The sequence below is a fragment of the SAR324 cluster bacterium genome (genome assembly GCA_015232315.1).
In the GTDB taxonomy this organism is placed as follows: domain Bacteria; phylum SAR324; class SAR324; order SAR324; family NAC60-12; genus JADFZZ01.
Genome location: JADFZZ010000004.1, coordinates 148920 through 173981, shown reverse-complemented (window position 1 = coordinate 173981; position 25062 = coordinate 148920). Strand labels below are relative to the sequence as shown.

The window sequence follows — 25062 nt, the reverse complement described above, 5'->3', positions numbered from 1 at the left end:
ACTCATAAACCATCCTTTCGATAAACAGAAGGTTTGATGTAACGGTATGGATTATTGATTCGTCCCAGTGATTCGGAATGCCCCACAAACAAATAACCACCCGGAGCAGTCCAGGTATACATTCTGTGGATCAGTTCCTCCACCGTCTGCTGATCAAAATAAATCAACACATTGCGACAAAAAATGATATGGAACGGTTTTCTGAACGGGAAGGTTTTATTCATCAGATTGAACCGGCGGTAGGTGATCTCTTTCCGTAGATGTGGTTTGACCTGCCATGTGGTTTCATCAACTCTGATAAAGTATTTGGCTTTCAAATGCGCTGGCACTGAAGCCACCCGGTCATCGGAATAAAAGCCGTTCTGCGCTGTTTCAAGAGCCTGGCTGGAAACATCCGTGGCGAGCAAACCAGCACTCCATGAAGAATATCTGTCGCCCAGAAACTCCATCAGAGTCATCCCCAGTCCATAGGGTTCTTCACCCGTTGAAGAGGCCGCACACCAGACCCTCAAATCAAGTTCGCCACGACTGCTCAGGGTCTGCGTGATTTGCGGCAATACTGCTTCTGTCATAAAATCAAAATGGGCTTTTTCCCTGAAGAAAAAGGTATGATTGGTGGATACCTGATTGATCAGTTCACTCAGTTCATGCCCTGTGGTATCTCTTGTCAGATAGTCATAGTAGTCCCTGAAACTTCGTAATCCCAGTTTTTTAATATGTTTGTTCAGTCGTGTGACCAGTAATCCCTGTTTTTGTTCAGAAAGATTGATTCCGACACGCTCATAGATGAATTGTTGAAACAACTTGAATTCTTCCGCTGAGATACCAATAGATTCAAAAGGTGCGCTGGTGCTGGTTTGAGTCATGTCCGCTGTGCTGAAAAATGATGGAAAGCCAACTTATTGTAAGTTTTTTCCCCTCTATAGCAATTACACTCGCAAAGTGATAGTAAAAAATTCAGAGTTTCTCAGGCATGGAATAAATTAAGTTAAATTCCGGGGATAAAGTTTTAAATTGGGCTTGAACTAGTTGGAAATACTTTGATAAGTAGATACTAAATGTGATTTATTCCAGTATTATGTGAAATCGGAGATGATTATGAACAATAACCAAGTCAACGGGGCAACAGAGGATGAAGATGCAATGTCAGGCATGTACCTCACTTTTACCCTGGCTGAACAGACCTATGGCATCGCCATTCGCTATGTTCTCGAAATTATCGGAATTCAGAAAGTCACCGATGTTCCTGATGTAGAACCTTATATCAAAGGTGTCATTAATTTAAGAGGACAGGTGATTCCTGTGATGGATGTGCGTCTGCGTTTTAACATGCTGGAACGGGAGTATGATGACCGGACCTGCATTATTGTTGTTCAGTTGAAAGATGCCTTTGTCGGTTTGATTGTGGATCGGGTTTCCGAAGTGATGAACATTCCTGACTCTCTCATTCAACCACCGCCATCAACCAACCACCCTTCCACCCAGAAATTCATGGAAGGTTTGGGGAAAATTCAGGAAAAAGTGATTGTGCTCATGAATATTGAACGCGTGGTGGAACGTCAGCCTTCAACACACTGACAACTTCAATCCATCAGAATACGGAAAGAATGCATGCCCTGATACAGAACCCGCTTGGATTTAAGGTTGAAATTCTCGAAAAGTTTATCCAGGGATTAAACAATCCAGCTCAAGTGATCTCATGGGTCTTGTCACTTAAACCGTTTTTGACCGAATGGCAGTATTTTCAGAATATCGCTCCTGCTGAACTGGAATCCGTTGTCAGGTATTGGTGCCGGGAACTATTGGCAAACACAGAAAACCCTGAATTATGGATCCCACAATGGATCCAACTTGGGCAATCTGCTCAGAAATACGGATTTTTACCTGAATTTGTCGGGAGAATCAGAACGCGCTTACTGGCCTTGCTCCGTGAAGACTATGGCACGGAATGGAGCCTGGAAATCCGGAATTCATGGCTTGAATTTCTCAATGTGATTTTTCACACCCTGTTGAAAACCTATCAACTGGAACCATCGCCGAAAGAACATTCAAATAAATTTAAGATTGTTGAAACGCCGGATGCCCGTCATGAACATCATCCGGTTTCTAATTTATTGAACCCAAAGGAGTCCTCTATGACTGAAACAATTGACATGGCAAATGATCTGAATGCCCTCCGCGCGGCTGTTGACAATTCAAGCGTCAACATCATGATGTGTGATCGAGACCTTCGGATTACCTATGTGAGCAAAACCGCCAGGAGTATGTTCAAAACCCATTTGAAAGCGTTTCAGACACGATTCAGGGATTTCCATCCAGACAAACTGATTGGCCGAAGCATTGATGATTTCCATCAGGATCCCTCACGTCAACGTTCACTTCTGGGCAATCCGTCCAATTTACCCTACAGCACAGAAATTGATGTCATGCACCTGATATTCAGACTCAGTGTGAATGCCATTATTGATGGTCAGGGAAATTACATCGGAGCCACACTGGAATGGAAAGATATCTCCAAGGAGCGTTCCAAAGAACAGGAAGCGGCCCGACTATCCTGCATGATAGAAGAATCAACCACCAATTTCATGGTATGCGATACTGACTTCAAGATCACCTATTGCAATCCTTCCGTTCTGAAAATGATGCGGCAATATACCCACATTTTCAAAAGCCTGTTTCCCGGATTTGACGTGGACAAACTCATTGGCCGCAATCTGGATGAGTTTCATAAAAACCCGGCACATCAGCGGAGCATTCTTGGAAATCCTCGAAACCTGCCCTATAAAACAGAAATTTCTGTTGGCGGCCTGGCTTTCGGATTGAACGCCATGGCACTCCGGGATAAAGATGGCAACCATATCGGTAATGGTGTCGAATGGGTGGATTACAATGAACGGGCTATTTATAAAAAAGAAATTAACCGGTTGCTCAATGCCGTTACACAAGGACAACTCCATGACCGGGGCAATGTCGCAGAAATGCCAGAAGCTTACAAACCCATGATCACCAATATCAACCAAATCATTGAAGCCATTGTCGAACCCATCGGGGAAATTCGTGAGAAACTGGCGCATATTGCCCGGGGTGATGTGAATGCCTATGTCACAGGTGAATACAAGGGTGATCACGCCATGCTTAAAAACGCATTGAACACAACACTGGACTCACTCCGCGAATTATCAACTTCGGCTGAAACGATATCCGAAGGGGATCTGACAGTAAATATTATCCCCAAATCAGATGTTGACGCAATGGGGAATGCCATTTTGAAAATTGTGGATGGCTTGAACGATATGCTGGGTCAAATCCAGCAGGCATCCATTGAAATTGCGGAAGGTAGCCGGCAAATCGCGGATTCCAGCCAGGCTTTGGCCCAGGGTGCTACGGAGCAGGCCGCATCGGTGGAACAAATCAGCGCGTCCATTGCGGAAATGTCCTCTCAAACTGAACAAAACGCTCAAAATGCCGATCAGGCAAACAAACTCGCCAAGGTCGCACGTGAAAGCGCCGAAGTTGGTGACCAGCAGATGAAAGAAATGACAGTGGCCATGGCGGCCATTGATGATTCCAGTCAAAACATTTCAAAAATCATCAAGGTGATTGACGAAATCGCCTTTCAAACAAACCTGTTGGCACTCAATGCCGCTGTGGAAGCCGCCCGTGCGGGAACCCATGGCAAAGGCTTTGCGGTTGTCGCCAATGAAGTACGCAATCTTGCGGCACGCAGTGCTCAAGCCGCCAAGGAAACCACTGAAATGATCGGTGATTCCATCAAAAAAGTTCGCAGAGGAATTGAAATTGCGGATAAAACAGCAGACGCTTTGACAGAAATTGTAAACAGTATCACCAAGGTGCGAGATCTGGTCAGCGAAATCACTGCCGCCAGCCGGGAACAGGCTTCAGGCATTTCACAAATCAACCAGGGACTCAATCAGATTGAACAGGTGACCCAGCAGAATTCAGCCAGTTCCGAACAAAGTGCGGCGGCCGCTGAAGAACTTTCCGGACAATCCATTCAGTTGAAAGAACAACTGTCACGGTTCCGTTTGAAAGAAAAGAAAGTGAACTACGATCTGCCCATGAATATTCCACCTGAAATGATGCAGGCTTTCCAGCAATATCTGGCACAGACGGGAGGTGGTCGGCCCCCTGCGGCAGCACCCAAACCAGTCATACCGGCTCCAGCGGCACCAAGGCCCAACCCGACACCAAAACCGGCCAATCTGCCGCCAGCTTCCAAAGGCAAAAAGATTCATCCCAGTCAGGTAATCCAATTGGATGATGATGAATTTGGAAAATATTGACCCCTTTAGGGTTCCTCAACACCTGGGAACGGAAACCATCCGTTCCCATTTCCACAAGGCCTTATGACAGAGCACAACATTCTCCTGGAATCAGGAACCAATGAAGTGGAATTCCTGGAATTTTATCTGGGACATCAGAGCTTCGGCATCAATGTGGCCAAAATCCGACAGATTGTAAAATTCGATTTTGCCAGCGTCACCAAATTGCCCAACACCTATCCCTCTGTCCTTGGAACCGTTCTGTATCATGGACAGGCGATTCCACTGATTGATCTGAATCTGCATCTGAAACGAAAACCCTTCACCGAACCACACATTCCCATTGCGCTGGTCTGTGAATTCAACGGTGCGCTCAACGGATTTCTGACAAACGGGGTGAACCGTATTCATCGGATTTCGTGGGAAAATCTGCATCCAGTGCCCCATACCCTGTCTCAGTACACTTCACGCATCGTCGGCACCACCACCATTGATGAACGGGAACTTCTGGTTCTTGATTTTGAAGGGATTATTTTTGATATCAACCCTGAAAGCCGGAAATTTGTCCAGAATGAAAGCCAGAAACTTTCAATTGAAGATAAAAAAAGCAGAAGGAACGCATCAAAAATCATGCTGGCCGATGATTCAGTCACGTTCAAGGAGGGTGTCAGGGAAAATCTTAGAATCGCGGAATATAAAGATATCACCCTGTTCAGCAACGGACTTGACCTGTTCAATACAGTCCATGCCCTGAAAATCAAGGCTGTTCATGAACATAATCATATTACGGATTATGTCAGTGTGATCATCACAGACATTGAAATGCCCAAGATGGATGGCATTACCCTGTGTCGTAAAATCAAGGAAGACATCCCTGAAATTCCGGTCATCATTCTGTCCTCGATGTTTGATGAACAAATGATCCAGAAATCCCAAAGTGTTTACGCGGACGCGCATATCGCGAAAAACAACTTTGCGGGACTCCTTGAAGCCGTAGATCGTTTCTGCCTCAAAAACTAACGCCTTGCCGCATCGGATGCTGTAGAGACGTACATGTCACGTCTCTACCACGTTCTTTTTTACTCCAGCCAAACTCGTATCAATTTGTGCCGCTCTGGTATTTCCATAATAAAAATATCTCCGGGACGGAAAATATTGGCACGCGCCTCAGCGACAAGATGAGACAAATCAATATTTTGATCCCTGACTTTCTGTGCAATATCCTGAGGTAACAGTTCTTCCAGATCTTCCACAGCCGAGCGTTTCATGGTGATCTGAACTTTGGTGGCACCATATTCTGTGACCTTGATTTTAAGCCATCGTGCCATGTCGTCATACACAGGTTGTAGTCTGACCACTGGCGGAATTGTATCCAGCAGTTCTTTTTCAAATTGTTTCAGAAGATCCTGCATGTAGAGATAAAGCCACATTTCAGGCCCCAATCGTTCCAGATAATAAAACAATCCCGCAAATCCCCGCATCAACAACAAAATGGAGGGAGGTGCGGCAATGCGGATATTCCAGCGATCATCGGCCATCATTTCGGCAATTCTGGCAGTGCGGTTCCAGCGACTCAGATCAAATTTGATTTCACAGGCAAACGGTTCCATCAGAACTTCCGTGAACCAGGGAATTTTAGGAGCGATCGGTTCCAGATAAGTTTCATTGAACCCGAGATAAACATACCAGGGATAGGGCGAATATTTTCCCTGACCGCAAACCCCTTCATAAAGTTTAAGAATGGCCATCCTGGCTTCTGTTGAAAGATTCGCGACACAGCCAAAATCATACATCACCACTTCAATCCGGCCATCGCGTTTGCGAAAAGCGTAGTTTCCGGGATGAGGATCCGCATGAAAGACACCTGCGTCAAACACGCATTTGAAAAAAATATCCGCAATGATGGTTTGAAGTTGTTTTTTTTCCTCCCTTGACCAGTTTTGACAGACCGCATGAATATCCTCGCCTTGCTCCCATGAAGTCATCAACACCTGATCGGTACACCAGGCGTCAATCACTTCAGGAACGATCCAGGAGTAAATTCGACTGTTTTTCGACAACTGATAAAACTGTTTCTGTTGTTGGCATTCCCGGAGATAGTCCATCTCCTGATTCAGGGTTTCAGAAAAAACCCGTTGGTATTCTTCCATATCAAATTTTTTCATACCGCCAAAAGGCGCGGATAACCATCCCAGCATTTTCAAATCGTTGTGTACCGCATCCCTGATCCCCGGATAACGTATTTTAACCGCGACCTCCCGGCCATCTTTCAAAAACGCGCGGTGCACCTGACCAAGCGATGCGGCCATCCCGGTTTCCTCAATTGATTCCAGCACATCAAACGGGGAACAGCGCCACGATGTTTCCAGCAACTCCAGAATCACCGACAAGGGCAGGGCTTCCCCCTGATTTACCAGCTTCATGAACTGCGGGTTTTCCTTTTCTGAGGCCGACATGGAAATAATTTGTCCCACTTTTTGAGGCAAACCTTTCAACTGTCCCATCTGTTGAACCAGATAACTTCTTGCGGCGTCACGAACAGTTTCATCTTCATTTTTTTTGAAGGAGTGCGCTTTCATTCCCAGACGGGCAATTGCCATTCCTCTTGTGAGCAATTTTTTTTTCATTCGTTCAACCTTCTCGAGCAGGAACAAATCCATGGATAATGCTTGACCATTATGCGGTCAAACCATTAGAAAGCAAATTACAGGCAAGCTTCAATGCTAAACGCTCTTTTGTTTGGTACAGGAGTATCAATCGCTGATACCGGAGAATTTCAGGATCAAAGTATTGAGCGGTAAACTTGAGTTTTTGGAGAAACCTGTTGCATCGTAGGCCAAACATTGATCAACCAATTCATATTGAAAACTTTCCAGTATAAGGTCGTCATGACAAAGGGCTCATTCATTCTTGGCTGTTTCAACTCTCTGTTAGTCACCGCCAACACACTGCTGGTGTTACTGCTCATTCCCTTCACCCTGCTTAAAATTATGTTTCCCGTCAAAGGGATTCGACTTTTCTGTAACAAAGCCATGGTGATAATTTCAAACCAATGGATTGATAACAACAGCAAGGTGCTGACCCGACAGAAAACTCAAATTGAAATTTCCGGTGACGTGGAAAATCTGTCTCTGGAAAAATCATATCTGGTGATTTCCAATCATCAGTCCTGGGCAGATATTGTGATTCTTCAGTATTTATTCAATCGGAAAATTCCATTTTTACGGTTTTTCCTCAAGCGAGAGCTGATCTGGGTGCCACTTCTGGGATTCGCCTGGTGGGCTTTGGATTTTCCCTTCATGAAACGGTATTCCAAGGAATATCTGAAAAAACATCCTGAAATGAAAGGCAAAGATTATGAAACCACCCGTAAAGCCTGTGAGAAATTCAAGGAACTCCATGTTTCAGTGATTAATTTTCTGGAAGGAACACGCTTTACTCATGAAAAACACAAGAACCGTAATTCAAGATTTCAATATCTTCTAAATCCCAAGGCTGGTGGAATTGCGCTGGTCATGTCATCCATGGGCGACTACATCAACAATATTCTCAACATCACCATCGTTTATCCGGGAAATCACAATCCCCCCAAATTCTGGGATCTGCTTTCAGGAAACATTCCTGCTGTAAAAGTCCATATTGAAGAAATGCGTGTTCCCCCGGAACTGATTCATGGCAATTATGAAGAAGATGACGCATTTCGGCAGAATTTTCAGGAATGGGTCAATCAATTATGGATCAGCAAGGATCAGAATATCACACGAATGAAAGGCGTTCAGCAAACCGGATCAAACGACTGAATTCATGGATCCGCGCTTATGGAATTGAAATTTTTCCGAGGGTGGTGAAGCTTGAGTTGCCGGTGATTCCGGGAAATGTGACCGTTCGGCCTGTGAGTAATTCATGAGCAAACAACGCAAAACTCACAGCTTCTCTCGAATCTGTGGAAAGCCCGAGGTTTTCAAAGGGCAAAATTTTACAGGTTGGCAGACATTGCTGAATATTTTGCATCAAGGTGAGATTGTGTGCCCCACCTCCGCTAAAATAGGCCGTTAAGTTCCTGGACGGCAAAAAAGTATCATAGGCGATTTGAATGGATCGGGCGGTCAGCATGGTGAGCGTGGCCAGCAAGTCACGAGTGTCCAGGTTTCTGGCTTCAGACCATTGCAGGACTTCCTGAAGATAGGCATACCCAAAGGCTTCCCGACCTGTGGATTTGGGCGGATGTTGCTGAAAAAAAGGATGCTCCAGCATTCGCTTCAACAACGGAGTTGATGTCTTACCTTCTGCGGCTAATTTTCCTTCCGGGTCAAACGCCAGGGTTGGATCCACACAATGTTCTACCGCCAGATTGATCAGAACATTGGCCGGACCAGTATCAAAGGCCAGAATTCCCTCAGTTTTACCTTGCCCCGGCAGAAAAGTCAGATTGCTGATACCGCCCAGATTGTGCAGAACCAACGATTCTTCCCGCTGTCCAAATAATAAATAATCCGCATAGGGAATCAAGGGCGCACCATCCCCACCATAGGCAATATCTTTCACTCTGAAATCAGAAATGGTGATGATGCCGGTTTTGACCGCAATCTGATCGCCATCGCCAATTTGCAGGGTTGCTTTCAGGGGTGCACCATCCCATCTTGTACCGTGTGGCAAATGATAAATCGTTTGTCCGTGACTGGCAATACAGTCCACCTCATGAGGTGAAACATCCCACTGCTGGAGTTGCGCGGCAATCACTTCCCCCAGAAACAGCCCGAGATCCTGATGGACCGAACAGATAGACCTTACGTTGGCCGTGTGTTCCAGCATTTGTTCGTGCAACAGTTTTTTAAGGGGAGAGGGATAAGGAACAGTGGTAAAAAATTCCACGTCAAAACTGAATTTTTTGCCGTGGGTTGCAAATTTAACCAACGCCAGATCCACACCATCCAGGGAAGTTCCAGACATTACGCCAATAATGCGGTGTTCATGTTTTTGGGCAATGTTCAGCAATTTGGGCAAGCTGGAATCTGATTTCATGGGAATTTAAACAGGCACTCCGGAGCAATTTTCGCCCCGGCAATATATATGAGAGGTTTGGTTCAACCATGCGACGCAATGTATCCGGCCATGCCATCAATGGCATCTACCAGAGAGTCGATCAGTTCATCATGTGTTGTTTCCCTGTGGGTCGATCTTGCTGTCAAACTGTTCAGTCGATGCAATGCCATATCGTGGGATTCTTTTTTCATGGAACGCAACCGATTCAATCGATCCCATCCGCTTTGACCAGGTTCTTTGATGGACTCAGCTTTTGACAAAACATTGATGACCTCACTGGTAAAACTTAAAACGTCGTTCTCCATGAACACCTCACAGGTATGATTTGAACAATCAGGGGGAAAAGATACAGGAGTTATGCACAAACTACGCCTGAATGAACTGAGCACCCAAAAGGAATGGCAATACAGAATCAGGAGGCATTAATCCTCATGTCCATCAATGAATTGCGGAGAGTATGAATGTTTTTTTGTAATTTAAAAGCTGATTTTTAATGGAAAGTCATTTTTTGTGCAGAGGCAATAGGGTTTCACCTAAGGAATTCTCGTTTCAGATCGTTATTCGACTGACAATTGGGTCGATGCCATGAAACGTCAGTTGTGCTGGGCGCACCTGATTCGAGATATTTTGAAAATCTCGCAGAGAGGAGGCACCGATTTTTGACGGGCACGTAGTCCCGTCCTACCAGAGAAGTGAACAGCCATGGATGATCACAGTTACATCACATTGCATGATTACAGATTCCATGTTTTTCTGACATATTCCAACAGGCCGGTGCAAGCATCTTCAAGAAGGTCCAGCACCATTTCAAATCCTTGATCCCCATCATAATAAGGATCTGGCACTTCATGGATGTCTTTTATCCTCTGGCAGAAATCGGTCATGCGAAACACTTTTTTCCTCGAGACATTGTCCAGAGACATGGCGATAACATCCTTATAGTTGTGATTATCCATGGTGATGATCAGATCAAATTTTTCAAAATCACGTCCGGGATCAAACTGGCGGGATAAACTCAATAACTCATAGCCTCGCTTTTGGGAATGACTTCGCATTCTGGCGTCTGCTTTTTCCCCGGTATGATAGCCAATGGTTCCGGCAGAATCACAGACAATCCGGTCGTTGAGTCCAGCTTGACGCACCAGGGTTTGCATGATTCCCTCAGCGGCGGGTGAACGACAGATATTGCCCATGCAGACAAACAGGATTTTTACGCTTTGAGGTGAGTTCATAAGTCTTTCAGGAATAAGAGGATGTAAGCAGGTGATGCGGACGCATCAGGTTATTTTTCCAGAATCAAAGTGACGGGTCCATCATTGATCAGATGAACCTGCATTGTGGCCTGAAATCGGCCTGTCTGGATATTTAAGGAGGATTTTTGCAAAATCTGGACAAAATAGTCATACAGTTCCTGAGCCAGGGATGGCGGGGCGGCCTGATCAAAGCCCGGTCGACGACCTTTCTGACAGTTACCATACAAGGTGAATTGAGACACAACCAGAATCTCACCCTGACATTCCAGACAGGAACGGTTCATTTTTCCATGTTCATCTTCAAAGACACGGAGATTGATACATTTTTCAGCCAGGAATTCCGCATTGCTCTGCCTGTCATCATGGGTAATGCCTGTGAACAGCAATAATCCGGGTCCAATTTGACCAAGCGTCTGTTCATCAACGGTAACCCTGGCTTCACGGACTCTTTGTAACACCACACGCATGAAGGTTCAGAATCCTTTCATGAGCTGGCGTTCGGTGAAAATGCCATCATCAATATCCGCATTGTATTCCACCTCATTGAGAACCATGATCGTGGCATGCTGAAATGCTTTTTCCTGAAGACGGCTCATCTGGATTTTGTAGGCGGTCCAGATTCCATTCACTTCCTTGATGTCGGACGCTTCCATCAATTTTATTTCACCGGGTTTGGTGGTGTAATTGATGGCTTTGACCACCAGCCAGATATCTTTGGCAACCCAGAGGATACTTTTACGATAGCCAAACTGCTTGGCGATCGCATCCGTTTTAGGTTGGGAAATAATCTGGTAGGTCTCGTAACCATTGACCGTTTCTTCTCCTTTCAGAGCGTAATTGTAGTTGTCAATGTCTGTTCCACCCATATCACTGTAGCTGAAGTCTGAACCCAGAAAATCACCACCGCTTTCGCTGGACGCGATCCGTTTTACTTTTTTTAAGGCGGGCAGATACAGCCATTGATCTTTTTCACCATTTTTTTCACGAACACGAATGTTGAGAAAGCCTGTCCCTTTCATATCAGGAGGCGATTCAAAATAAAGCAGATCCTTACTTTGCGATTCATCACTTTTGCTGAAGGAAATCAACTCCCGGACACGTTGCGTTTTATCTTTTTCAATCAAAACCATGGTCATGCGAGTCTTGGTGGCATTGCCAATTTCCCTGTCCCGGACCTTGCTGATAATTTCGTGAGCGGTTTGCCCATACGCCTGCGTTGTTATAAATCCAGCAACAATTATTATAAACCATTTGTACATTTTCTCCTCCTGTCATCCAATGCGCATGAATTTTTATTCCCGAACAGTCTGTTAAGGCTCAGGTCTGAAAAATCAATAGTGAAAAAGGTTTGCCCGACTGCTTATCTTCTTAGCATAATCATTTTGAAAAGGGGAAGACCTTTCTTTGCGTTACCTGAAATTCATGCACCAAATTCTTCGGTATGGCACCAATGACTCCACATGATCTTTCCTGGAAACAGACCTATACCGGATATCTGCTGGCCGTCGCCGGCATGACGGGTGCAGGCCTGACAGCGATTCCCTATGCTATCGCTCTGAAAACCGTTTCCCCCATGGGTGTGGTTTATGGCATGTTTGGCTGTGCGTTCCTGATGTCTGTACCGGGAATCCTGTGGAAACGGCCCAAAGTGATAGTACCAATTCCCCTGTTTCTGGTGCTGCTCGGTGTGGCAGGACTGGCAACTCTGGGAAATTATGCCATTGGCAAGGCCTTCATGGGCATGGCTCCTACCTTGGGTATGATCATTCAACGGGGAGAAGTGATGCTTGCCATGCTGATGAGCTGGCTGTTTCTGAAAGAACAAACCGGACTCCGGCTATGGGGCGGAATGCTTGTTTCCCTTGGAGGCGTGGTTGTCACCAAAATCGATTCACTCACCTTTGATCTGGCTGGCTGGACTCCTGTCTTATGGGCTGTTTGTTCAGCGGCGGCCTTTGCCGCCACGCAGGTGGTTTCAAAAAAGATCATTCATCGGGTTGATCCGCAAGTGATCAATTTCTGGAGACTGGGGTTTTCAGTTTTTTTCATGTCTATGGATGCACAACTTATTTCCGAAGTTCAACAGATTGGCGCATTCGAGTGGCGTCTGTTGATTCTGCTGGGATTGCTTGGTCCGTTTGGTGCCCGACTGGCCTACATTTATTCCTTGCGTTATCTGTCTGTTTCCAAAACAGTGCTCATCAGCACCTTCACTCCTGTTTCGACCCTGATCACAGAGTTTCTGGTACTCGGACACTGGCTTTCATGGTATGAGGGCTTGGGAGGTGTTCTGATTCTGTCCGGAATCCTGTTTGCGTTGTTTCCATCAGCTATAAAGGTTAAAGCTTAAAAGTGAACTTCCCTTGGGCAAGTTTCCGGCATGGAAAAATACTTTTCGGCTAAAGCCTAACTCAGAAATGGTACACGTTCAGCCGTCAGCTATCAGTTTTCAGAAATTATCAAAGACTGGAAGCCTAACGATATTTTCTGCTATTGAATCATAATGCTTCTGAGGCGCATAAACACTGAAAGCTGAATACTGAAAGCTGAACGCTTACCAGGAATGAGGACTTCCGTTAAATAACTTTTCAAGAGGATAATTATGGAACAAAAATACATCAATCTTTACGATGAATACATTCATTCCACCATGAACCGCCGGGATTTTCTGGACCGTTTAGCCAGGCTTGCCGGTGGAAGCATGATGGCCCTGTCGCTGTTGCCCATTCTTGAAAGCAATTATGCTAAAGCTGAAACCATTTCAGCCAACGATGAACGATTGGAAACCAAAATGGTGGAATATGCAGGAGAGAACGGCCCCCTCAAAGGGTATCTGGCCCAACCTTCAAAAATTACCGGATCACTGCCTGGTGTGGTGGTGATTCATGAAAACCGGGGTTTGCATCCTCACATCGCGGATATCACCCGACGACTGGCCCTGGAAGGCTTCATTGCCCTGGCCCCTGATGCCCTGGCCCCTAAAGGCGGAACACCTCCAGACATGGATCAGGCCAGAAATATGATCCAGGAACTGGACATGAATGAAACGCTCAACAATTATGTTCGTGCCGTATCTTTCCTGAAAAAATTGCCGCGATCTTCAGGGAAAACAGGTTGTGTCGGTTTTTGCTGGGGTGGCGGTCTGGCCAATCAACTGGCAATACATTCCAGCGATTTGAACGCGTCTGTCGCTTTTTATGGCAAACAACCTGCCAGTGCGGATGTTCCATCCATAAAAGTTCCGATAATGTTGCATTACGCTGGAATTGATGACCGTATCAATCAGGGAATACCAGAATATGTCAAAGCTCTTGATGCCGCAAAAATCCGGTATGAACTTCACCAGTATGAAGGGGTTCAGCATGCGTTCAACAATGACACCAATGAAGCACGGTACAATGCGCAGGCGGCAAAACTCGCATGGTCCCGGACTATCACGTTTCTTAAAGCCAACCTGTCATGACCGGTGCGGTAGCGTTGATAGGGGCACCTGTCTCATTTTCAACTTATTCTTTTGCCATTCCATTGGGATTTTTCAGATCCAGATTTCAAACACATCCTTGAGTTCCTGACTCAGTTCAACACCGAGAATCATGGCCATTGAACTGAGGAATGGAACAACCGCGGTTCTCAGTGTTTTATAAAACTGGGTGGTGTTTTCCGCGTTTTCCTTGCACATTTCCTTGTATTTTTTATCCGGTGTCTGAAAAAACACTTTCATGTGTGGCGTCATGCCGGTGCGTCCATCCTTGAGTTTTTTTGCGGTTTTGAACGCATCGTCAGGAAACCCGATCATATAGGCAATGCTTTTATCCGCCATTTCAAACACCAGAAAATGATTTTCCAGTTTGAAGGAAAAACGATTGATGATTTTCTGCATCAAATCCACAAATTCATCACGGCATTCAATCGACCCCCAGAAATCAGCGGATTTTCCATTCATGAGTTCATGCATGACCCGGTTGTAGGGTCTGAACTCTTTATAGGCTTCATTGGTGACTCTGACGCCAAGTTCCTCCAGTTCTTTCTTTTTTAAACCGTCCACTTTGTGCAACGCACCCTGCATGTCTTCTGCCGTCATTTGCTCAATGGGCTTGTTCAATTGAGCTTGAAATGGCGCCAGCCAGTTTTTCAGGAAATCCAGTTTGATCTGATTGTAATGCTTAATGATTCCGCTCATGGTCAGGTGGTCCATGCGGGTTTTAACATCTTCATAGTTGGTATTGTTGTTCATGGATTGCAGATCATCAAAAAAAGCCTGAAGGTGTTCATCCTCCTTTTTGAAAATGAGTAGATTGGTCAGATTGCCCATCGTGTTTTTGATCATTTTCTGAACCTGATCGAGATATTCCTGTTGGGATTTGACCACCTTGGCCTCCCCAGTGCCGCTGAGGAAAGCACTCAGATGCATGAATTTGCCTTCTCCCAAAGGTACCCTTGTGTATTTTTTTATTTTGGCATGAAGCTCTTTTTCGGGGATGTCTGTGAACTTTAGGCTTTCCAGTTTGAAATGAATTTCATCCAGAGCCGGAATCAATGCTTTATCCAGATCTTTGGATTTTTTCAATTCCACCAGCAATTCCAGATATTTGGAAATTTCTGCCAAAGCGTCTTTGCGCTCTTCAAACACAACTTTCCCGGAGTCTTCTTTTTCATAATGGGTTTCAATAGCAGATTTGAGGGCCATGACGTTTCCTCTAAGATAATAGTTATAAACTGATGGTTTCAGGCCAGAATAATCATAACGTATAAGAAGTTTATTACAACGCAGACTGCATTAAATTTCCTGTTGAACCAAACCGTTTTAATGGCAGCAATTTCCCAAAGAAATTCAAGGGTCCTTCAGTGGGATATTTAACGGAAACGAACGAGGAAGTACAGATCAAAGAATGGGCAGTACTGCACAGGTGATGCTTTAGAGATCATTTTTTTACAAAAAGCATTACCTGTACAGCACTACAACACAGCCTTTGGTGTGTGTTCAGATGTCGCTAAGTTACTATTTTTTCACATACTATTTAAAATATGTCAAATAGTGGTTTGGCTGCAATATTGGACTCTCCTCATCTTGAATGACACAGGACATCCAAGATGGTCCAGCATATTTCATGAATAGTTCGTATAGCTCTTCCGTGGAAGGTGCCTCAAAGTAAAATAATTTGGCTATGACGGTGGTCTCTGAAAACTGGTGGAGGTAGCTCAAATTAAGTACTTTTGCCCCTCGCCAGTCCTTGATTTTGCTGGAACTTGAATTCAAAACTGGTCTTTCTAAGTCACTGAGGTCATTCATCTCCACCATTTTGCAGGGACGACCAACATCTCGGAGATGGACAAAACAGCTTCACTTCGGTATTTAATGAACTCATGGCTTCCTTCTTGGTGAAAATGGATGAGGGGGTTCTCACCATTTTCTATCAAAAGGGAGACTTTTTTCTACCTCCACCAGTTTGCAGAGACCACCGGATGGCGAAACGATGACTATAGCCCTATCCGGGCGATCAGTAACAACAGGACAACGAACTCGATTCGATCTGATGTCGTTGATGAGCCTGAAACGATGACTATGGCTACCATCTCTTCCGATATGATAATTCAATACACGCTCCAAATACTCATTGCGTTTAGCCTGCTCAGTGTTCTGGGCCTGTTGCTTCGCATGAATTTTTCAATGGTCTGGTATAACAATGGAAACCATTCCTGGTTTGCCCATGATTCTATCATCGGTCTCATGTGCTTCATGTTTTGGGTCTATCTTCGTTCCTGGGGAAATCAACTTTTATTCATTCCGCTCAGTTTCATGGATTATATCGTGTTACTCTCGGTAGCAGGAACCCTTCTATGGAAACGAACCGGACTGGTCTTGCTCTATCAATATTTTTCTGAAAACAAAACGGCCCTGTTTATCCAATTCTGTGTTTTCGGAACATTTTCGCTGGTCGTGGTCTATCGGGAACTTCCACGTGTGATCATGCTATCTTCAGACCCTGACCTGCACGTGTTCTGGGCGCATCAAATCTCCCGGACCGGAGGAATCGTGTTTCCAGGCTCAAACTGGGATTGGGGGACAAACGGATTTGGTTATCCGGCTGGCTTTGCGGTAATGAACTGGATCTGGCAAACATTGTCCGGACTGGATATACGGAATGTGGTAACGATCCAGCCTCTTTTGCAGTCATGGATCGGTGTGTTGATCCTCATCGAAGCACTAGACAATCCTCAGAAAATCACATCCAGTTGGCGATTTCCGTTATTGATGTCAGGCTTGTTATGGTGTTTCTGGAGCGTCATGCCGCTGGCATATCATGTGGAGTATTATCATCTTGAGGGTACCAGCAGAAACAGTTCCATGAGCTTGTTTGCCGTGTTGTTCAGCATGCTCATCACACAAATCTCACCCCTTGAGCGCAAATCCATGGGCAACAAAATTTCTGATTCGGCCTGTATGATTTTAACCGGAGCATTCCTGTTTCTGCTGAATCCCGCCAATCTGTTTGCCTGTGCGGGTTTGACCGGGATGATCCTTGTAATGAGCCTCATCAGGACCGGAAACATGGTTCCACTCATAACCGCAGTGAGCATGTCTGTGCTGGTAGCTGTCATTTTCATGGATCCTTATTATCAGGACAGGCTACTACGGAATCAGCTCAGCAATGATTATTTTGAGGCCGGTGACCCCGTTATTTTTCCCGGTTTATCCATATTGCTGGAGACCGGATTGAATCAATTCAGAAACCTTGAGAATTACAGGAATATTTTCAGTTCCCATCTATGGAATCAGGACATGAGCTGGATGGTATCACTGTCCCTGTTTGCGGGTTCCATGCTCCTGTTGATCAAAAAACAGGATAGGTGGCGTTTGCGGGTGATTATGGTTTCGGGGTTACTGTTCGTGGGATATTTCATGCCCTTGCAAAGTGTGTTGAGGCAATTGCAACATATTCGGGATTATTCCTTATTAGCGGATTATGTGCCGTATAGTCAGAAGCAGATTTTATGGTTCTGGCTCATGATCATGCTGTGGGAACTCATGCGGGTTGTGTGGGATTACTCGTTGAGGCCAGTCAGGGTGTTGGGGATATTGATCCTGGTGGGGAGTTTTTCGGCGATGACACAACCGGGTTTGAGAGTCAATCAGGAACTGCGCAAGAATTATTGCGGGTCCATGGGGTGTCTGAGAAATGAGGATGAACGTGTGATCAAGTATATGGTCACTATGAAAAAAGAATTTACCGTGAATTTTCCTGAGATGCCACAACCCCTGATTCTTGTGGAAAACGCGATGGCACAATCCCGTGAACATGAAAAATGGTTGTTCCCGCTTGGCGGCGCCCGGGTGCTCCCCCTGTATGACACCTTTCCGCTGGCATTTTATTATTTTCAGGGAAACCGGGAACTGTACACCTTTGAAAATTATAAGAATAACATCTGTGAACAATGGAATGACGCCTGGTTGAAGGAACACAATATCAAATATCTGTTTATCGGAACAGATCGTCAGGGGGGATGTATCCATGAGTTGGATAAACTGGTTCAGGAAAAAACAGTATTGATCCGGCGGAATCATTCCCTGCTTCTGCAACTGAACTGAAGGTGCCAACTCTGGAAAAATCATGTTATCTGGTCCACACTCCGTTGAATGATTTCATTCGTTTGCGTCACAATGGTGGTGATCTGATTCCATATTCGATAAAACAGGGTGGGCTGAAAGCGTTGAACGGGGACGATTCCATTGCCTGAGACACCATTCAGTTGACCGGATTCAAAAAATATTTTCAGCATTTTTGCTCCGTTTTTTGTACGTTCATCCTGCCTCTCCGCCCAATCCAGTAAGGCGGCCATTGTCATTGTTCCGGAACCAAAGCGCAGTCCTTTCAGAAAATTGATCATCCGGATGGTGATGAACAGGGTGTAGATTTCATCCCGATTGAACAGGTCGGTTTCAATTGCCATGGCCGTGAGTCTGGCTTTGAAAATATCATCTTCGGACAGGTCAGGCCAACCTTCGGCAATCGGTGAATCCGGGGTGAGATAAAACATGGAGGCTCCCAACAATACCGGCAGACCGACATTCACCAGCACGGTGTTGATCATTGAATCCAACGATTCTCCAGGTAATCCCAGAATCTGATAGGACACCATCTGAAATCCCAACGACGCTGAATGATTTGCGATTTCCAGATATTTTTCCAGGGAGTGCGGACGGCGTGTCTGTTGCCGGGTCAACGCATCCGCACTGACCAGCGACAGGTTGAGATTGGTGAATCCGGCCCGGTGCATCAAGGACAACAATTCCGGATTCAGACTGAGAAAAGAGATGCCGTTCATGGCCAGAAGCCGGATGCTGCCCGCTGGAAATTCTGTAAGGATCTGTTCACACAATAGCTTCATTTCACGCTGATTCAGGGTCAGATTGTCATCTTCAAAATCAAAGACCCGATATCCTTCAGCATACCGCCACCGTAGTTCACGCATGATCGAAGCCACAGAGCGTTTACGATAGCGATAACCAAAAGTGGTATGAACCGAGCAGAAGGTGCATTGGTGGGGACACCCTCTGGAGGTGAGAATAAAACTCAGCGGTTGTCCTTCATACAGATAGTTCCGGGGTTGAAAATCGGAAAAATCAGGAAAGGGGAAATCCTCAGGCAGATCAGGAATGACAGGCGGATTGAGAACCATTTCACCGTCTTTTTTAAATCCGAGACCCGGGATGTTCTGATAACTGGAACCAGTCAACCAGGCTTTGAGAAATTCAACGAGTGCCAATTCACCTTCTCCCTGAATCACAAAATCCACACCGGGATGTTTCAGCATCAGGTCAGGCCTGGCCGACACATGGGAACCACCAAGCAGGATTGGGACATCCATGACCTGTTTGAGAGCTTCAACGCATTTCAATACTTCACGGTAATAGGGTGAGAACAGGGATGAAATGCCGACCATATCCGGTTTTTCAGCCAGAATGGTTTCAGCGATTTTTTCAAAGGACAGGCCAAAATGGTAGTAATGATAAAATGTGGAAAACGGGGTTTTATCGGCAAAGGAATAATAGGGTTTCAGGTAAGAAAGTGTTTTGGGAATGGGAATGGTGGTGCGTCCATGGCCATGATGGAAATCCCGGATCGTGACCTCAATTTCAGGGAGGTATCTTTTGACCGAGGCTTTGAGGTATCCCAGACCAATGGGTTGAAGACGAATATCCGTGTCATAGAAATCCTCAACCGGAGGCTGAAACAGCAGAAGTTTGAACGCCATGAAAGTCAGAAACCAAACTGTGCCAGCAGGGAATCAACATCATCCTGATCCGTCATCCCTTTTCCTTTCGAATGTTGAGGACCATACATTTCCACATTTTCCGGAGTAATTTCCTCGATCATGTTTGAAATGTTCACCTGTTTATTCGTGGCTGTTTCATGCCTGGAGGAAGCCGATTCGTCAGGATTTACGCCCAGAATTGTGCCAAATTTTGTGATCAAGGAAACCAGTCTCTGTTCCATGTCATTGACCAGTTCAATGATCTTTCGAATGACCTGTCCGGTCCGGTCCTGATAATCCTGTGCTGTCATAACATCCAGCAAACTGTCATTGACTTTCACTTCCCGGGCTTTGACCGATTCAACAATTTTGAGACAAGCCTCGACATCCACGGTTTTCTGTCCCAGAAGTTTTTTGAGGGCATCCATGTCTTCGGAGGTTTCATTCGAATCGAGTGTGAGCTTCTCTGCCAGATCGAGTGTGGTATTGGCCGAGGTTTCTGTCATTTCAATGATGTGCTCCAATCGGTGAGCCGCATCAGGAATACGCTCCATGGTCAGATTTTGAAACTGGGAATCCATCATGGTTCCAAAATCTTTCAGTTTGTCATGCATCTCCCGGGTAATGTTTCCAACCTCACCAAACAGATCCACCATCGCAATTTCCTTGAGGTCCAGACCTTTGGAACTGCCTCCCTGATTTATTTTTTCCACGAGGTGTTTGATGGTTGAAAACACCGAACTCAGGTGTTTTTCCAAAGACGTCACACCATCGGAGTTCATCGCCCCGCCATGGATAATGAACTGTAAATCATCCACCGAATCCTGAAGGTTTTCCAGATTTCTTGAAACATCTTCCGGCAAGCCCTTGGTGTTGAAGCCTGACATTTCTCCCATCAGGTTTGTTTTTTGAGGCAGAACCAACAGAAATGAGGACATTTCTCCAGGTACAGACTCCAAGCCAATGGTGCCGCCAAGTTCTTCAATCTGTATTTTGAGTTTGGGCAGATTGGCGCCAACCTCGGCATCTTCACGTGAAAACATGGCTTCACGAAACAGAAAATACCAGATTTCATATTCTTCCATCTGCTTGAGTTCGGTGTTGCTGGTGACACCCCGTTCCAGAGCCCTGTTTTTCAGGAAATCTGTTCGCAAGCCACGGCCATCATCAGTGATCCCGATCAGTAAATTGTCATTTTCTTCCGTAATGTCGATGTAGATGTGCCCTTTGGGTTCTTTTTTGCGGCGATTGCTTGGTGTTTCCAGGCTGCTCTCGATCAGGTATTCAGAACATTGAAACAAGGCTTTTCTCAGGACAGAAAGCTGTTTTTTATTAGTAACATGATAATGCTCTCCTACAACCAATTCAATATCTTTTCCCTGAACAATGCCCCACTGACGAACCATGACTTTCAGTTCTTCAAGGATCGATGTGATGCTTTCGCCATGACTGCTTTCAATCGTTGAGATTTCAGCCAACGCCAGCGATTCACAAAAATGAATACATTCATTGACATGCTCGCGAATCGCGTCCAGATCGCCCGCATAGGTGACCTCTTCCACTTCCCGGATCATTTCCAATATTTTATTGTTATGCGCCAGCAGGACACTCATCATTTCAGGAGAAGCGGTCGCAGGTGTTTCCGCAGTGACGTGGTGTACGGCCGCGGGAATTGCTTCAGGTTGAGGCGAAGTGATACGCTGAAGAGCCTGACTTAGTGGTTCCCATTGTGAGTTTCTAACCTCGGAATCATGGGCTTGACACCATTCCAGTTGTTCCTGCAGGAGAGGCATGACGTTGAACAGAATTTCAAAGCCTGCTGAAGAAATGGTATCCTGATTTTCAAGAACTTTTTTCAGCATTTCCGAGATCGACAGGGAGAGTTCGGAGGTCATGGAAAGGGGTTGGGACAGTTCTGACATAGTGTGAAAATTCAGTATCAACGCTTCCAGAAGAGGGGTGTTTCTCCGGTCCCGTTCCAAGGAAACAAGACCTTGATCCACATTTTTCAGCAATGGAATCAGTTGTTCCAAAGTGTCATTCTGAATTATCCCCGCCATAACGCTTACCTGAAAATTTTTGTCTGTTGACAAATTGTTCCCGCTGTAAATTTTCTGGTGACAGCAACCGGTTCAGGCTGTCAAACGGTGTCATTCCGTGCTTGACACGGAATCCATCGGTGCACTCCTGGATCCCCGTTTTCACGGGGATGACATTGTGGCGAACCACAGGATTTCATCACCCAATTATTTACAGCAGGAAATTGTTTGAACTGCCTGTGATGACCATTGAACTGAAGGAACGAGATTGAGAGGCTCTCTCTTGAGCCTGAAAGCTATTCCCTCAATTCCTCGATAATAGTCCCGATGATTGGTACTTGCACATAGCCCGTTTCTTCACTCCAGAAATAATAATAGCCCAGATTCGCACCGTTCTCATCTTTACCTGAAGTGACCTTGCTGTCTCTGACAGTCCATGATTTGACGATTTTTCCTTCTGAAACATAGGAAACCTTTAAATCCTTACCCAACATCGTATCGGCTGAGCGGAAAAATTTATTCCTGGATTCCTCGGTACATCCAACCAGGCTTCCGGCCAGCAACAGCATAACTATAAATTGTTTGAATCGCATAAAAACTCCCTTATTATCTGATCAACATAAAACACAAACCAACCACAATGGTGGGGAACATAGCGGCTATGGCGAGTTTTGCCGGAGAAACTCCGTTTTCAAAAAATTTGCCAAGAATGGCTTGTCCCGCGGGATTTGGCGCATTCGCGATTACCGTCAAACCACCTCCCGTTACCGCTCCTGCCACAACCGCGTATTTCATGGCATCGCTGAAATTTGGAACCAGAGTGCTGAGGTAGGTGATGGCCGCATTGTCATTGAACGCAGTCAGGAATGTCGCCCCCAGCATCAACGGTACTTCAGACAGACTTCCCAGCACTGGAGCGATCCACCATGCCTGAACGCCGCCATGAGTGACGAGTCCTGCCAGGAAAAAGCCCACCAGCAACGCGGGTTTTAGATCCACCTGATTTTGATGCGGCATCGTGGCTTTGGCAAATCCGAGGAAAAACAAAAAGCCACCAATAAACAGCGCGGGATAGTGATTGTTCACTACAGTCCATACCATGAACAGGATATGCACTGCGATAACCCAGGCGGGAACATCGGCATCATCATGAGCTTTCTTTTCGTTTTGTCGGGCTTTGACGGCCGCCGCTTCAAGATTCTTGAATTCCTTGATGAATAAATAATAATAAACAATTGTGGAAATAATAATGCCCACAGCGGCTTTCCAACCGAAATGTTCGAACATGAATGCCATATCCCAACCCCAGGGACCTGCCACCATCAACACCGGAGGCGCGGCAAAATGGGTCAGGGTTCCGCCGACGGAGACATTGACAAATAATAGTCCGATTGTCGCATAGGCCAGTTTGGGTGAGGGTTTATGGGAATAGAACTGTTTTGCGAGAAGCAATGAACCAATCGTCATGGCACCCGGTTCGGTGATGAATGAACCCAGAATTGGCGCGACAATCAGAATGGTGATCCACCATGCTGAGACTTTACTGCCACCGATCTGTGCCAGTTTGAGCAAGCTACTTTCCGCAAATTTCATAATGGGACGGGTGGAGGCGAGTGTCATGATCACCACCACAAACATCGGTTCCGTATAATTCACGGTGCGGCCAACGTAATGCACTACGGTATTCCAGTCATGAAACGCAGTGATCGCAAATCCCAGCATAATCACCCATATTCCGAAAATGGCCTCAACTTCGCCAAAAAAATGAAGAATTTCAGCGCCAAAATGAACATGTTTCTGTGCGTCGTCATTGCTCATTCCCTGTTTTTTCAGGCGGTGTTTGTGTTCATGGGCAAGATGATGCGCATAAGCTGTGATTTTGCTGGCAACAAAGGTATGCAGAATAGCACATAAAAAAATCAGACTGCCGACCAGATTGAAGGGTTCCGCGGATATTCGGGACGCCAGGATGTCCATCACCCCGGTATCCGGATCATGATAGCTTTCCAGCGGTTTGGGAAATACGGAGCCTGCGGCGTCTTGAGCCGTCCCTGAAGCATAGAGCACACTGCCTAAAACAATGATTCCAGCCAGCAACAGTATGAATTTGAAGTATTTTTTCATCTTGACCTTCTGAGGTGAAATGTTAGGGAAACTACAAAGCGTGCGGAGCATACCCTATACACTTACAAAATCAAAGCATTCCTAGTCAATAGCAGAATCATGAAATTAAAACTCATCCATTTGTCCGATCTGCATTGCCATGATTATCCCCTTCAATGGCATGAATGGACCATGAAACGGTTTCTGGCTTCCGGAAATCTTGTTTTGCAGAGAGCTCGCAAATTTCCTGTAGCCCGATTTCAGAAACTCGTCTCACTGGTCCGCACCATGGATTTTGATCATCTGTTGATTACCGGTGATTTGACTTCGCTTGGACTTGAAAGAGAATTTGAACAGGCACGCACTCTTCTGGAGTCCTTACTCAATGTTCCTGAAAAAGTCACGATCATTCCTGGAAATCATGATCGCTATATCGGAAAGAATACGGACACGGATCTGTTTCAGAAATATTTCGGAGAGTTTTTCACAGTCAATACCATCCGCGCCATCCCGCTGAATGACCAGTGGCATCTTGTCGGTTGGGACAGCACACACCCCAATGACATCCTGACAGCAGCGGGAACGGTTCGCAGGTCAACAATTCTAGCAACAGAACAATACATAAACCGGCATTCTGCTGCTTCCAGATATATTATCATGAATCATTATCCTGTGTGGTTTCCAGACGACCATCATGTTCATGACCGTCATGAGCTATACAATCTGGAACCTGTACGCCAGTGGCTGTTGAAGCAACCACAGGTTCGACTCTATCTTCATGGTCATGTTCACAGAAACTGGTTTCATCGTGTGGCGCGTGAAACAGAACCGCTGATAGTGGTCAATTCCGCTTCATCCACTGCGATACCGGAACCGTTTCATTCCTCTTTTCATGAAATTATGATCGAAGATAACCAGGTTCAGATCCATCCTGTCACATTTTCCTGTGGGTGAGGGGAACCATGTTTTGAATCAAAAATCCGGCAGGGGAAAAAACGAGTTGACAAGTTGATTCAATTTACGCTCTATAATTTTGTAGCCTGGAAATTATGAACGTCACCCCCTTTTCTGAAGGCACTTGTTTTC

At 45.6% G+C, this 25062-nt stretch carries 22 protein-coding genes; 9 read left to right on the top strand and 13 right to left on the bottom strand.

Annotated features, from left to right (window positions below; genetic code table 11):
* Nucleotides 1-2: 2 nt before the first annotated feature.
* On the bottom strand, nt 3-866 hold the full coding sequence (locus HQM11_05145; GenBank protein MBF0350393.1) for a protein-glutamate O-methyltransferase CheR: 864 nt from the start codon (nt 864-866) through the stop codon (nt 3-5).
* Between the two features lie 232 nt (nt 867-1098).
* Here HQM11_05145 and HQM11_05140 point away from each other — a divergent pair, with 232 nt between their 5' ends.
* The 3 genes from HQM11_05140 (at nt 1099) to HQM11_05130 (ending at nt 5303) form a co-directional block, all read left to right on the top strand.
* A complete protein-coding gene (locus HQM11_05140) occupies nt 1099-1578 on the top strand; it encodes a purine-binding chemotaxis protein CheW (GenBank protein MBF0350392.1) in 480 nt (159 codons plus the stop codon).
* 29 nt (nt 1579-1607) lie between these two features.
* The gene (locus HQM11_05135) at nt 1608-4304 is read left to right on the top strand and encodes a PAS domain-containing protein (protein ID MBF0350391.1); all 2697 of its coding nucleotides are present in this window, start codon (nt 1608-1610) and stop codon (nt 4302-4304) included.
* 63 nt (nt 4305-4367) lie between these two features.
* Nucleotides 4368-5303: a chemotaxis protein CheV gene (locus HQM11_05130; protein ID MBF0350390.1), complete on the top strand. Its 936-nt coding sequence runs from the start codon at nt 4368-4370 to the stop codon at nt 5301-5303.
* A 59-nt stretch (nt 5304-5362) separates the two neighbouring features.
* On the opposite strand, the gene HQM11_05125 is transcribed toward HQM11_05130, so the two are convergent.
* The gene (locus HQM11_05125) at nt 5363-6910 is read right to left on the bottom strand and encodes an AarF/ABC1/UbiB kinase family protein (protein MBF0350389.1); all 1548 of its coding nucleotides are present in this window, start codon (nt 6908-6910) and stop codon (nt 5363-5365) included.
* A 261-nt stretch (nt 6911-7171) separates the two neighbouring features.
* Between HQM11_05125 and HQM11_05120 the strand changes: the two genes are divergently transcribed.
* Nucleotides 7172-8083 (top strand): acyltransferase, encoded by a 912-nt coding sequence (locus HQM11_05120; protein MBF0350388.1) that lies wholly within the window; start codon nt 7172-7174, stop codon nt 8081-8083.
* Between the two features lie 16 nt (nt 8084-8099).
* Here the strand turns inward: HQM11_05120 and HQM11_05115 are convergent, their stop codons facing one another.
* Entirely contained in the window at nt 8100-9305 is a 1206-nt protein-coding gene (locus tag HQM11_05115; GenBank protein MBF0350387.1) for an anhydro-N-acetylmuramic acid kinase, read from the bottom strand.
* A gap of 62 nt (nt 9306-9367) precedes the next feature.
* On the bottom strand, nt 9368-9631 hold the full coding sequence (locus tag HQM11_05110) for a hypothetical protein (protein ID MBF0350386.1): 264 nt from the start codon (nt 9629-9631) through the stop codon (nt 9368-9370).
* A gap of 235 nt (nt 9632-9866) precedes the next feature.
* On the opposite strand from HQM11_05110, the gene HQM11_05105 reads away from it, so the two are divergent.
* Nucleotides 9867-9989 carry a transposase gene (locus HQM11_05105; protein ID MBF0350385.1) on the top strand — a complete coding sequence of 41 codons (123 nt, stop codon included), beginning with the start codon at nt 9867-9869 and terminating at the stop codon, nt 9987-9989.
* Nucleotides 9990-10060: 71 nt separating this feature from the next.
* Here the strand turns inward: HQM11_05105 and HQM11_05100 are convergent, their stop codons facing one another.
* Genes HQM11_05100 through HQM11_05090 form a run of 3 tightly spaced genes read right to left on the bottom strand, consistent with a single transcriptional unit; the run spans nt 10061 to nt 11838 of the window.
* Entirely contained in the window at nt 10061-10558 is a 498-nt protein-coding gene (locus HQM11_05100) for a low molecular weight phosphotyrosine protein phosphatase (protein MBF0350384.1), read from the bottom strand.
* Nucleotides 10559-10608: 50 nt separating this feature from the next.
* A complete protein-coding gene (locus HQM11_05095; protein MBF0350383.1) occupies nt 10609-11046 on the bottom strand; it encodes a D-tyrosyl-tRNA(Tyr) deacylase in 438 nt (145 codons plus the stop codon).
* Nucleotides 11047-11052: 6 nt separating this feature from the next.
* Nucleotides 11053-11838 carry an outer membrane lipoprotein-sorting protein gene (locus HQM11_05090; GenBank protein MBF0350382.1) on the bottom strand — a complete coding sequence of 262 codons (786 nt, stop codon included), beginning with the start codon at nt 11836-11838 and terminating at the stop codon, nt 11053-11055.
* Nucleotides 11839-12029: 191 nt separating this feature from the next.
* Here HQM11_05090 and HQM11_05085 point away from each other — a divergent pair, with 191 nt between their 5' ends.
* Both HQM11_05085 and HQM11_05080 read left to right on the top strand, forming a co-directional pair.
* On the top strand, nt 12030-12929 hold the full coding sequence (locus tag HQM11_05085; GenBank protein MBF0350381.1) for a DMT family transporter: 900 nt from the start codon (nt 12030-12032) through the stop codon (nt 12927-12929).
* A gap of 252 nt (nt 12930-13181) precedes the next feature.
* Entirely contained in the window at nt 13182-14042 is an 861-nt protein-coding gene (locus HQM11_05080; GenBank protein MBF0350380.1) for a dienelactone hydrolase family protein, read from the top strand.
* Between the two features lie 72 nt (nt 14043-14114).
* Here the strand turns inward: HQM11_05080 and HQM11_05075 are convergent, their stop codons facing one another.
* Complete coding sequence (locus HQM11_05075) at nt 14115-15266, bottom strand: hypothetical protein (protein MBF0350379.1); 1152 nt, start codon at nt 15264-15266, stop codon at nt 14115-14117.
* 876 nt (nt 15267-16142) lie between these two features.
* Between HQM11_05075 and HQM11_05070 the strand changes: the two genes are divergently transcribed.
* A complete protein-coding gene (locus tag HQM11_05070) occupies nt 16143-18167 on the top strand; it encodes a hypothetical protein (protein MBF0350378.1) in 2025 nt (674 codons plus the stop codon).
* A 20-nt stretch (nt 18168-18187) separates the two neighbouring features.
* Here HQM11_05070 and HQM11_05065 read toward each other — a convergent pair whose 3' ends face one another.
* From HQM11_05065 to HQM11_05045, 5 genes are all read right to left on the bottom strand, one after another.
* Nucleotides 18188-19834 carry a B12-binding domain-containing radical SAM protein gene (locus HQM11_05065; protein MBF0350377.1) on the bottom strand — a complete coding sequence of 549 codons (1647 nt, stop codon included), beginning with the start codon at nt 19832-19834 and terminating at the stop codon, nt 18188-18190.
* A gap of 5 nt (nt 19835-19839) precedes the next feature.
* Nucleotides 19840-21894 (bottom strand): protein phosphatase CheZ, encoded by a 2055-nt coding sequence (locus tag HQM11_05060; GenBank protein ID MBF0350376.1) that lies wholly within the window; start codon nt 21892-21894, stop codon nt 19840-19842.
* Nucleotides 21872-22063 carry a hypothetical protein gene (locus HQM11_05055; protein ID MBF0350375.1) on the bottom strand — a complete coding sequence of 64 codons (192 nt, stop codon included), beginning with the start codon at nt 22061-22063 and terminating at the stop codon, nt 21872-21874. The genes HQM11_05060 and HQM11_05055 overlap by 23 nt, the downstream gene beginning before the upstream one ends.
* 106 nt (nt 22064-22169) lie before the next feature.
* A complete protein-coding gene (locus HQM11_05050) occupies nt 22170-22466 on the bottom strand; it encodes a hypothetical protein (protein MBF0350374.1) in 297 nt (98 codons plus the stop codon).
* A gap of 13 nt (nt 22467-22479) precedes the next feature.
* Entirely contained in the window at nt 22480-23997 is a 1518-nt protein-coding gene (locus HQM11_05045) for a putative Na+/H+ antiporter (protein ID MBF0350373.1), read from the bottom strand.
* Nucleotides 23998-24096: 99 nt separating this feature from the next.
* Between HQM11_05045 and HQM11_05040 the strand changes: the two genes are divergently transcribed.
* Nucleotides 24097-24930, top strand: a complete 834-nt coding sequence (locus tag HQM11_05040) for a metallophosphoesterase (protein ID MBF0350372.1) — start codon at nt 24097-24099, stop codon at nt 24928-24930.
* Nucleotides 24931-25062 lie beyond the last annotated feature (132 nt).

What these genes read in the sequence shown, in the direction of transcription:
- HQM11_05060 (MBF0350376.1), bottom strand. Translation starts at nt 21,894, where the DNA reads ATGGCGGGGATAATTCAGAATGACACTTTGGAACAACTGATTCCATTG.
- HQM11_05125 (MBF0350389.1), bottom strand. Translation starts at nt 6,910, where the DNA reads ATGAAAAAAAAATTGCTCACAAGAGGAATGGCAATTGCCCGTCTGGGA.
- HQM11_05095 (MBF0350383.1), bottom strand. Translation starts at nt 11,046, where the DNA reads ATGCGTGTGGTGTTACAAAGAGTCCGTGAAGCCAGGGTTACCGTTGAT.
- HQM11_05040 (MBF0350372.1), top strand. Translation starts at nt 24,097, where the DNA reads ATGAAATTAAAACTCATCCATTTGTCCGATCTGCATTGCCATGATTAT.
- HQM11_05140 (MBF0350392.1), top strand. Translation starts at nt 1,099, where the DNA reads ATGAACAATAACCAAGTCAACGGGGCAACAGAGGATGAAGATGCAATG.
- HQM11_05115 (MBF0350387.1), bottom strand. Translation starts at nt 9,305, where the DNA reads ATGAAATCAGATTCCAGCTTGCCCAAATTGCTGAACATTGCCCAAAAA.
- HQM11_05075 (MBF0350379.1), bottom strand. Translation starts at nt 15,266, where the DNA reads ATGGCCCTCAAATCTGCTATTGAAACCCATTATGAAAAAGAAGACTCC.
- HQM11_05090 (MBF0350382.1), bottom strand. Translation starts at nt 11,838, where the DNA reads ATGTACAAATGGTTTATAATAATTGTTGCTGGATTTATAACAACGCAG.
- HQM11_05120 (MBF0350388.1), top strand. Translation starts at nt 7,172, where the DNA reads ATGACAAAGGGCTCATTCATTCTTGGCTGTTTCAACTCTCTGTTAGTC.
- HQM11_05045 (MBF0350373.1), bottom strand. Translation starts at nt 23,997, where the DNA reads ATGAAAAAATACTTCAAATTCATACTGTTGCTGGCTGGAATCATTGTT.
- HQM11_05135 (MBF0350391.1), top strand. Translation starts at nt 1,608, where the DNA reads ATGCATGCCCTGATACAGAACCCGCTTGGATTTAAGGTTGAAATTCTC.
- HQM11_05085 (MBF0350381.1), top strand. Translation starts at nt 12,030, where the DNA reads ATGACTCCACATGATCTTTCCTGGAAACAGACCTATACCGGATATCTG.
- HQM11_05145 (MBF0350393.1), bottom strand. Translation starts at nt 866, where the DNA reads ATGACTCAAACCAGCACCAGCGCACCTTTTGAATCTATTGGTATCTCA.
- HQM11_05100 (MBF0350384.1), bottom strand. Translation starts at nt 10,558, where the DNA reads ATGAACTCACCTCAAAGCGTAAAAATCCTGTTTGTCTGCATGGGCAAT.
- HQM11_05070 (MBF0350378.1), top strand. Translation starts at nt 16,143, where the DNA reads ATGGCTACCATCTCTTCCGATATGATAATTCAATACACGCTCCAAATA.
- HQM11_05110 (MBF0350386.1), bottom strand. Translation starts at nt 9,631, where the DNA reads ATGGAGAACGACGTTTTAAGTTTTACCAGTGAGGTCATCAATGTTTTG.
- HQM11_05080 (MBF0350380.1), top strand. Translation starts at nt 13,182, where the DNA reads ATGGAACAAAAATACATCAATCTTTACGATGAATACATTCATTCCACC.
- HQM11_05050 (MBF0350374.1), bottom strand. Translation starts at nt 22,466, where the DNA reads ATGCGATTCAAACAATTTATAGTTATGCTGTTGCTGGCCGGAAGCCTG.
- HQM11_05130 (MBF0350390.1), top strand. Translation starts at nt 4,368, where the DNA reads ATGACAGAGCACAACATTCTCCTGGAATCAGGAACCAATGAAGTGGAA.
- HQM11_05065 (MBF0350377.1), bottom strand. Translation starts at nt 19,834, where the DNA reads ATGGCGTTCAAACTTCTGCTGTTTCAGCCTCCGGTTGAGGATTTCTAT.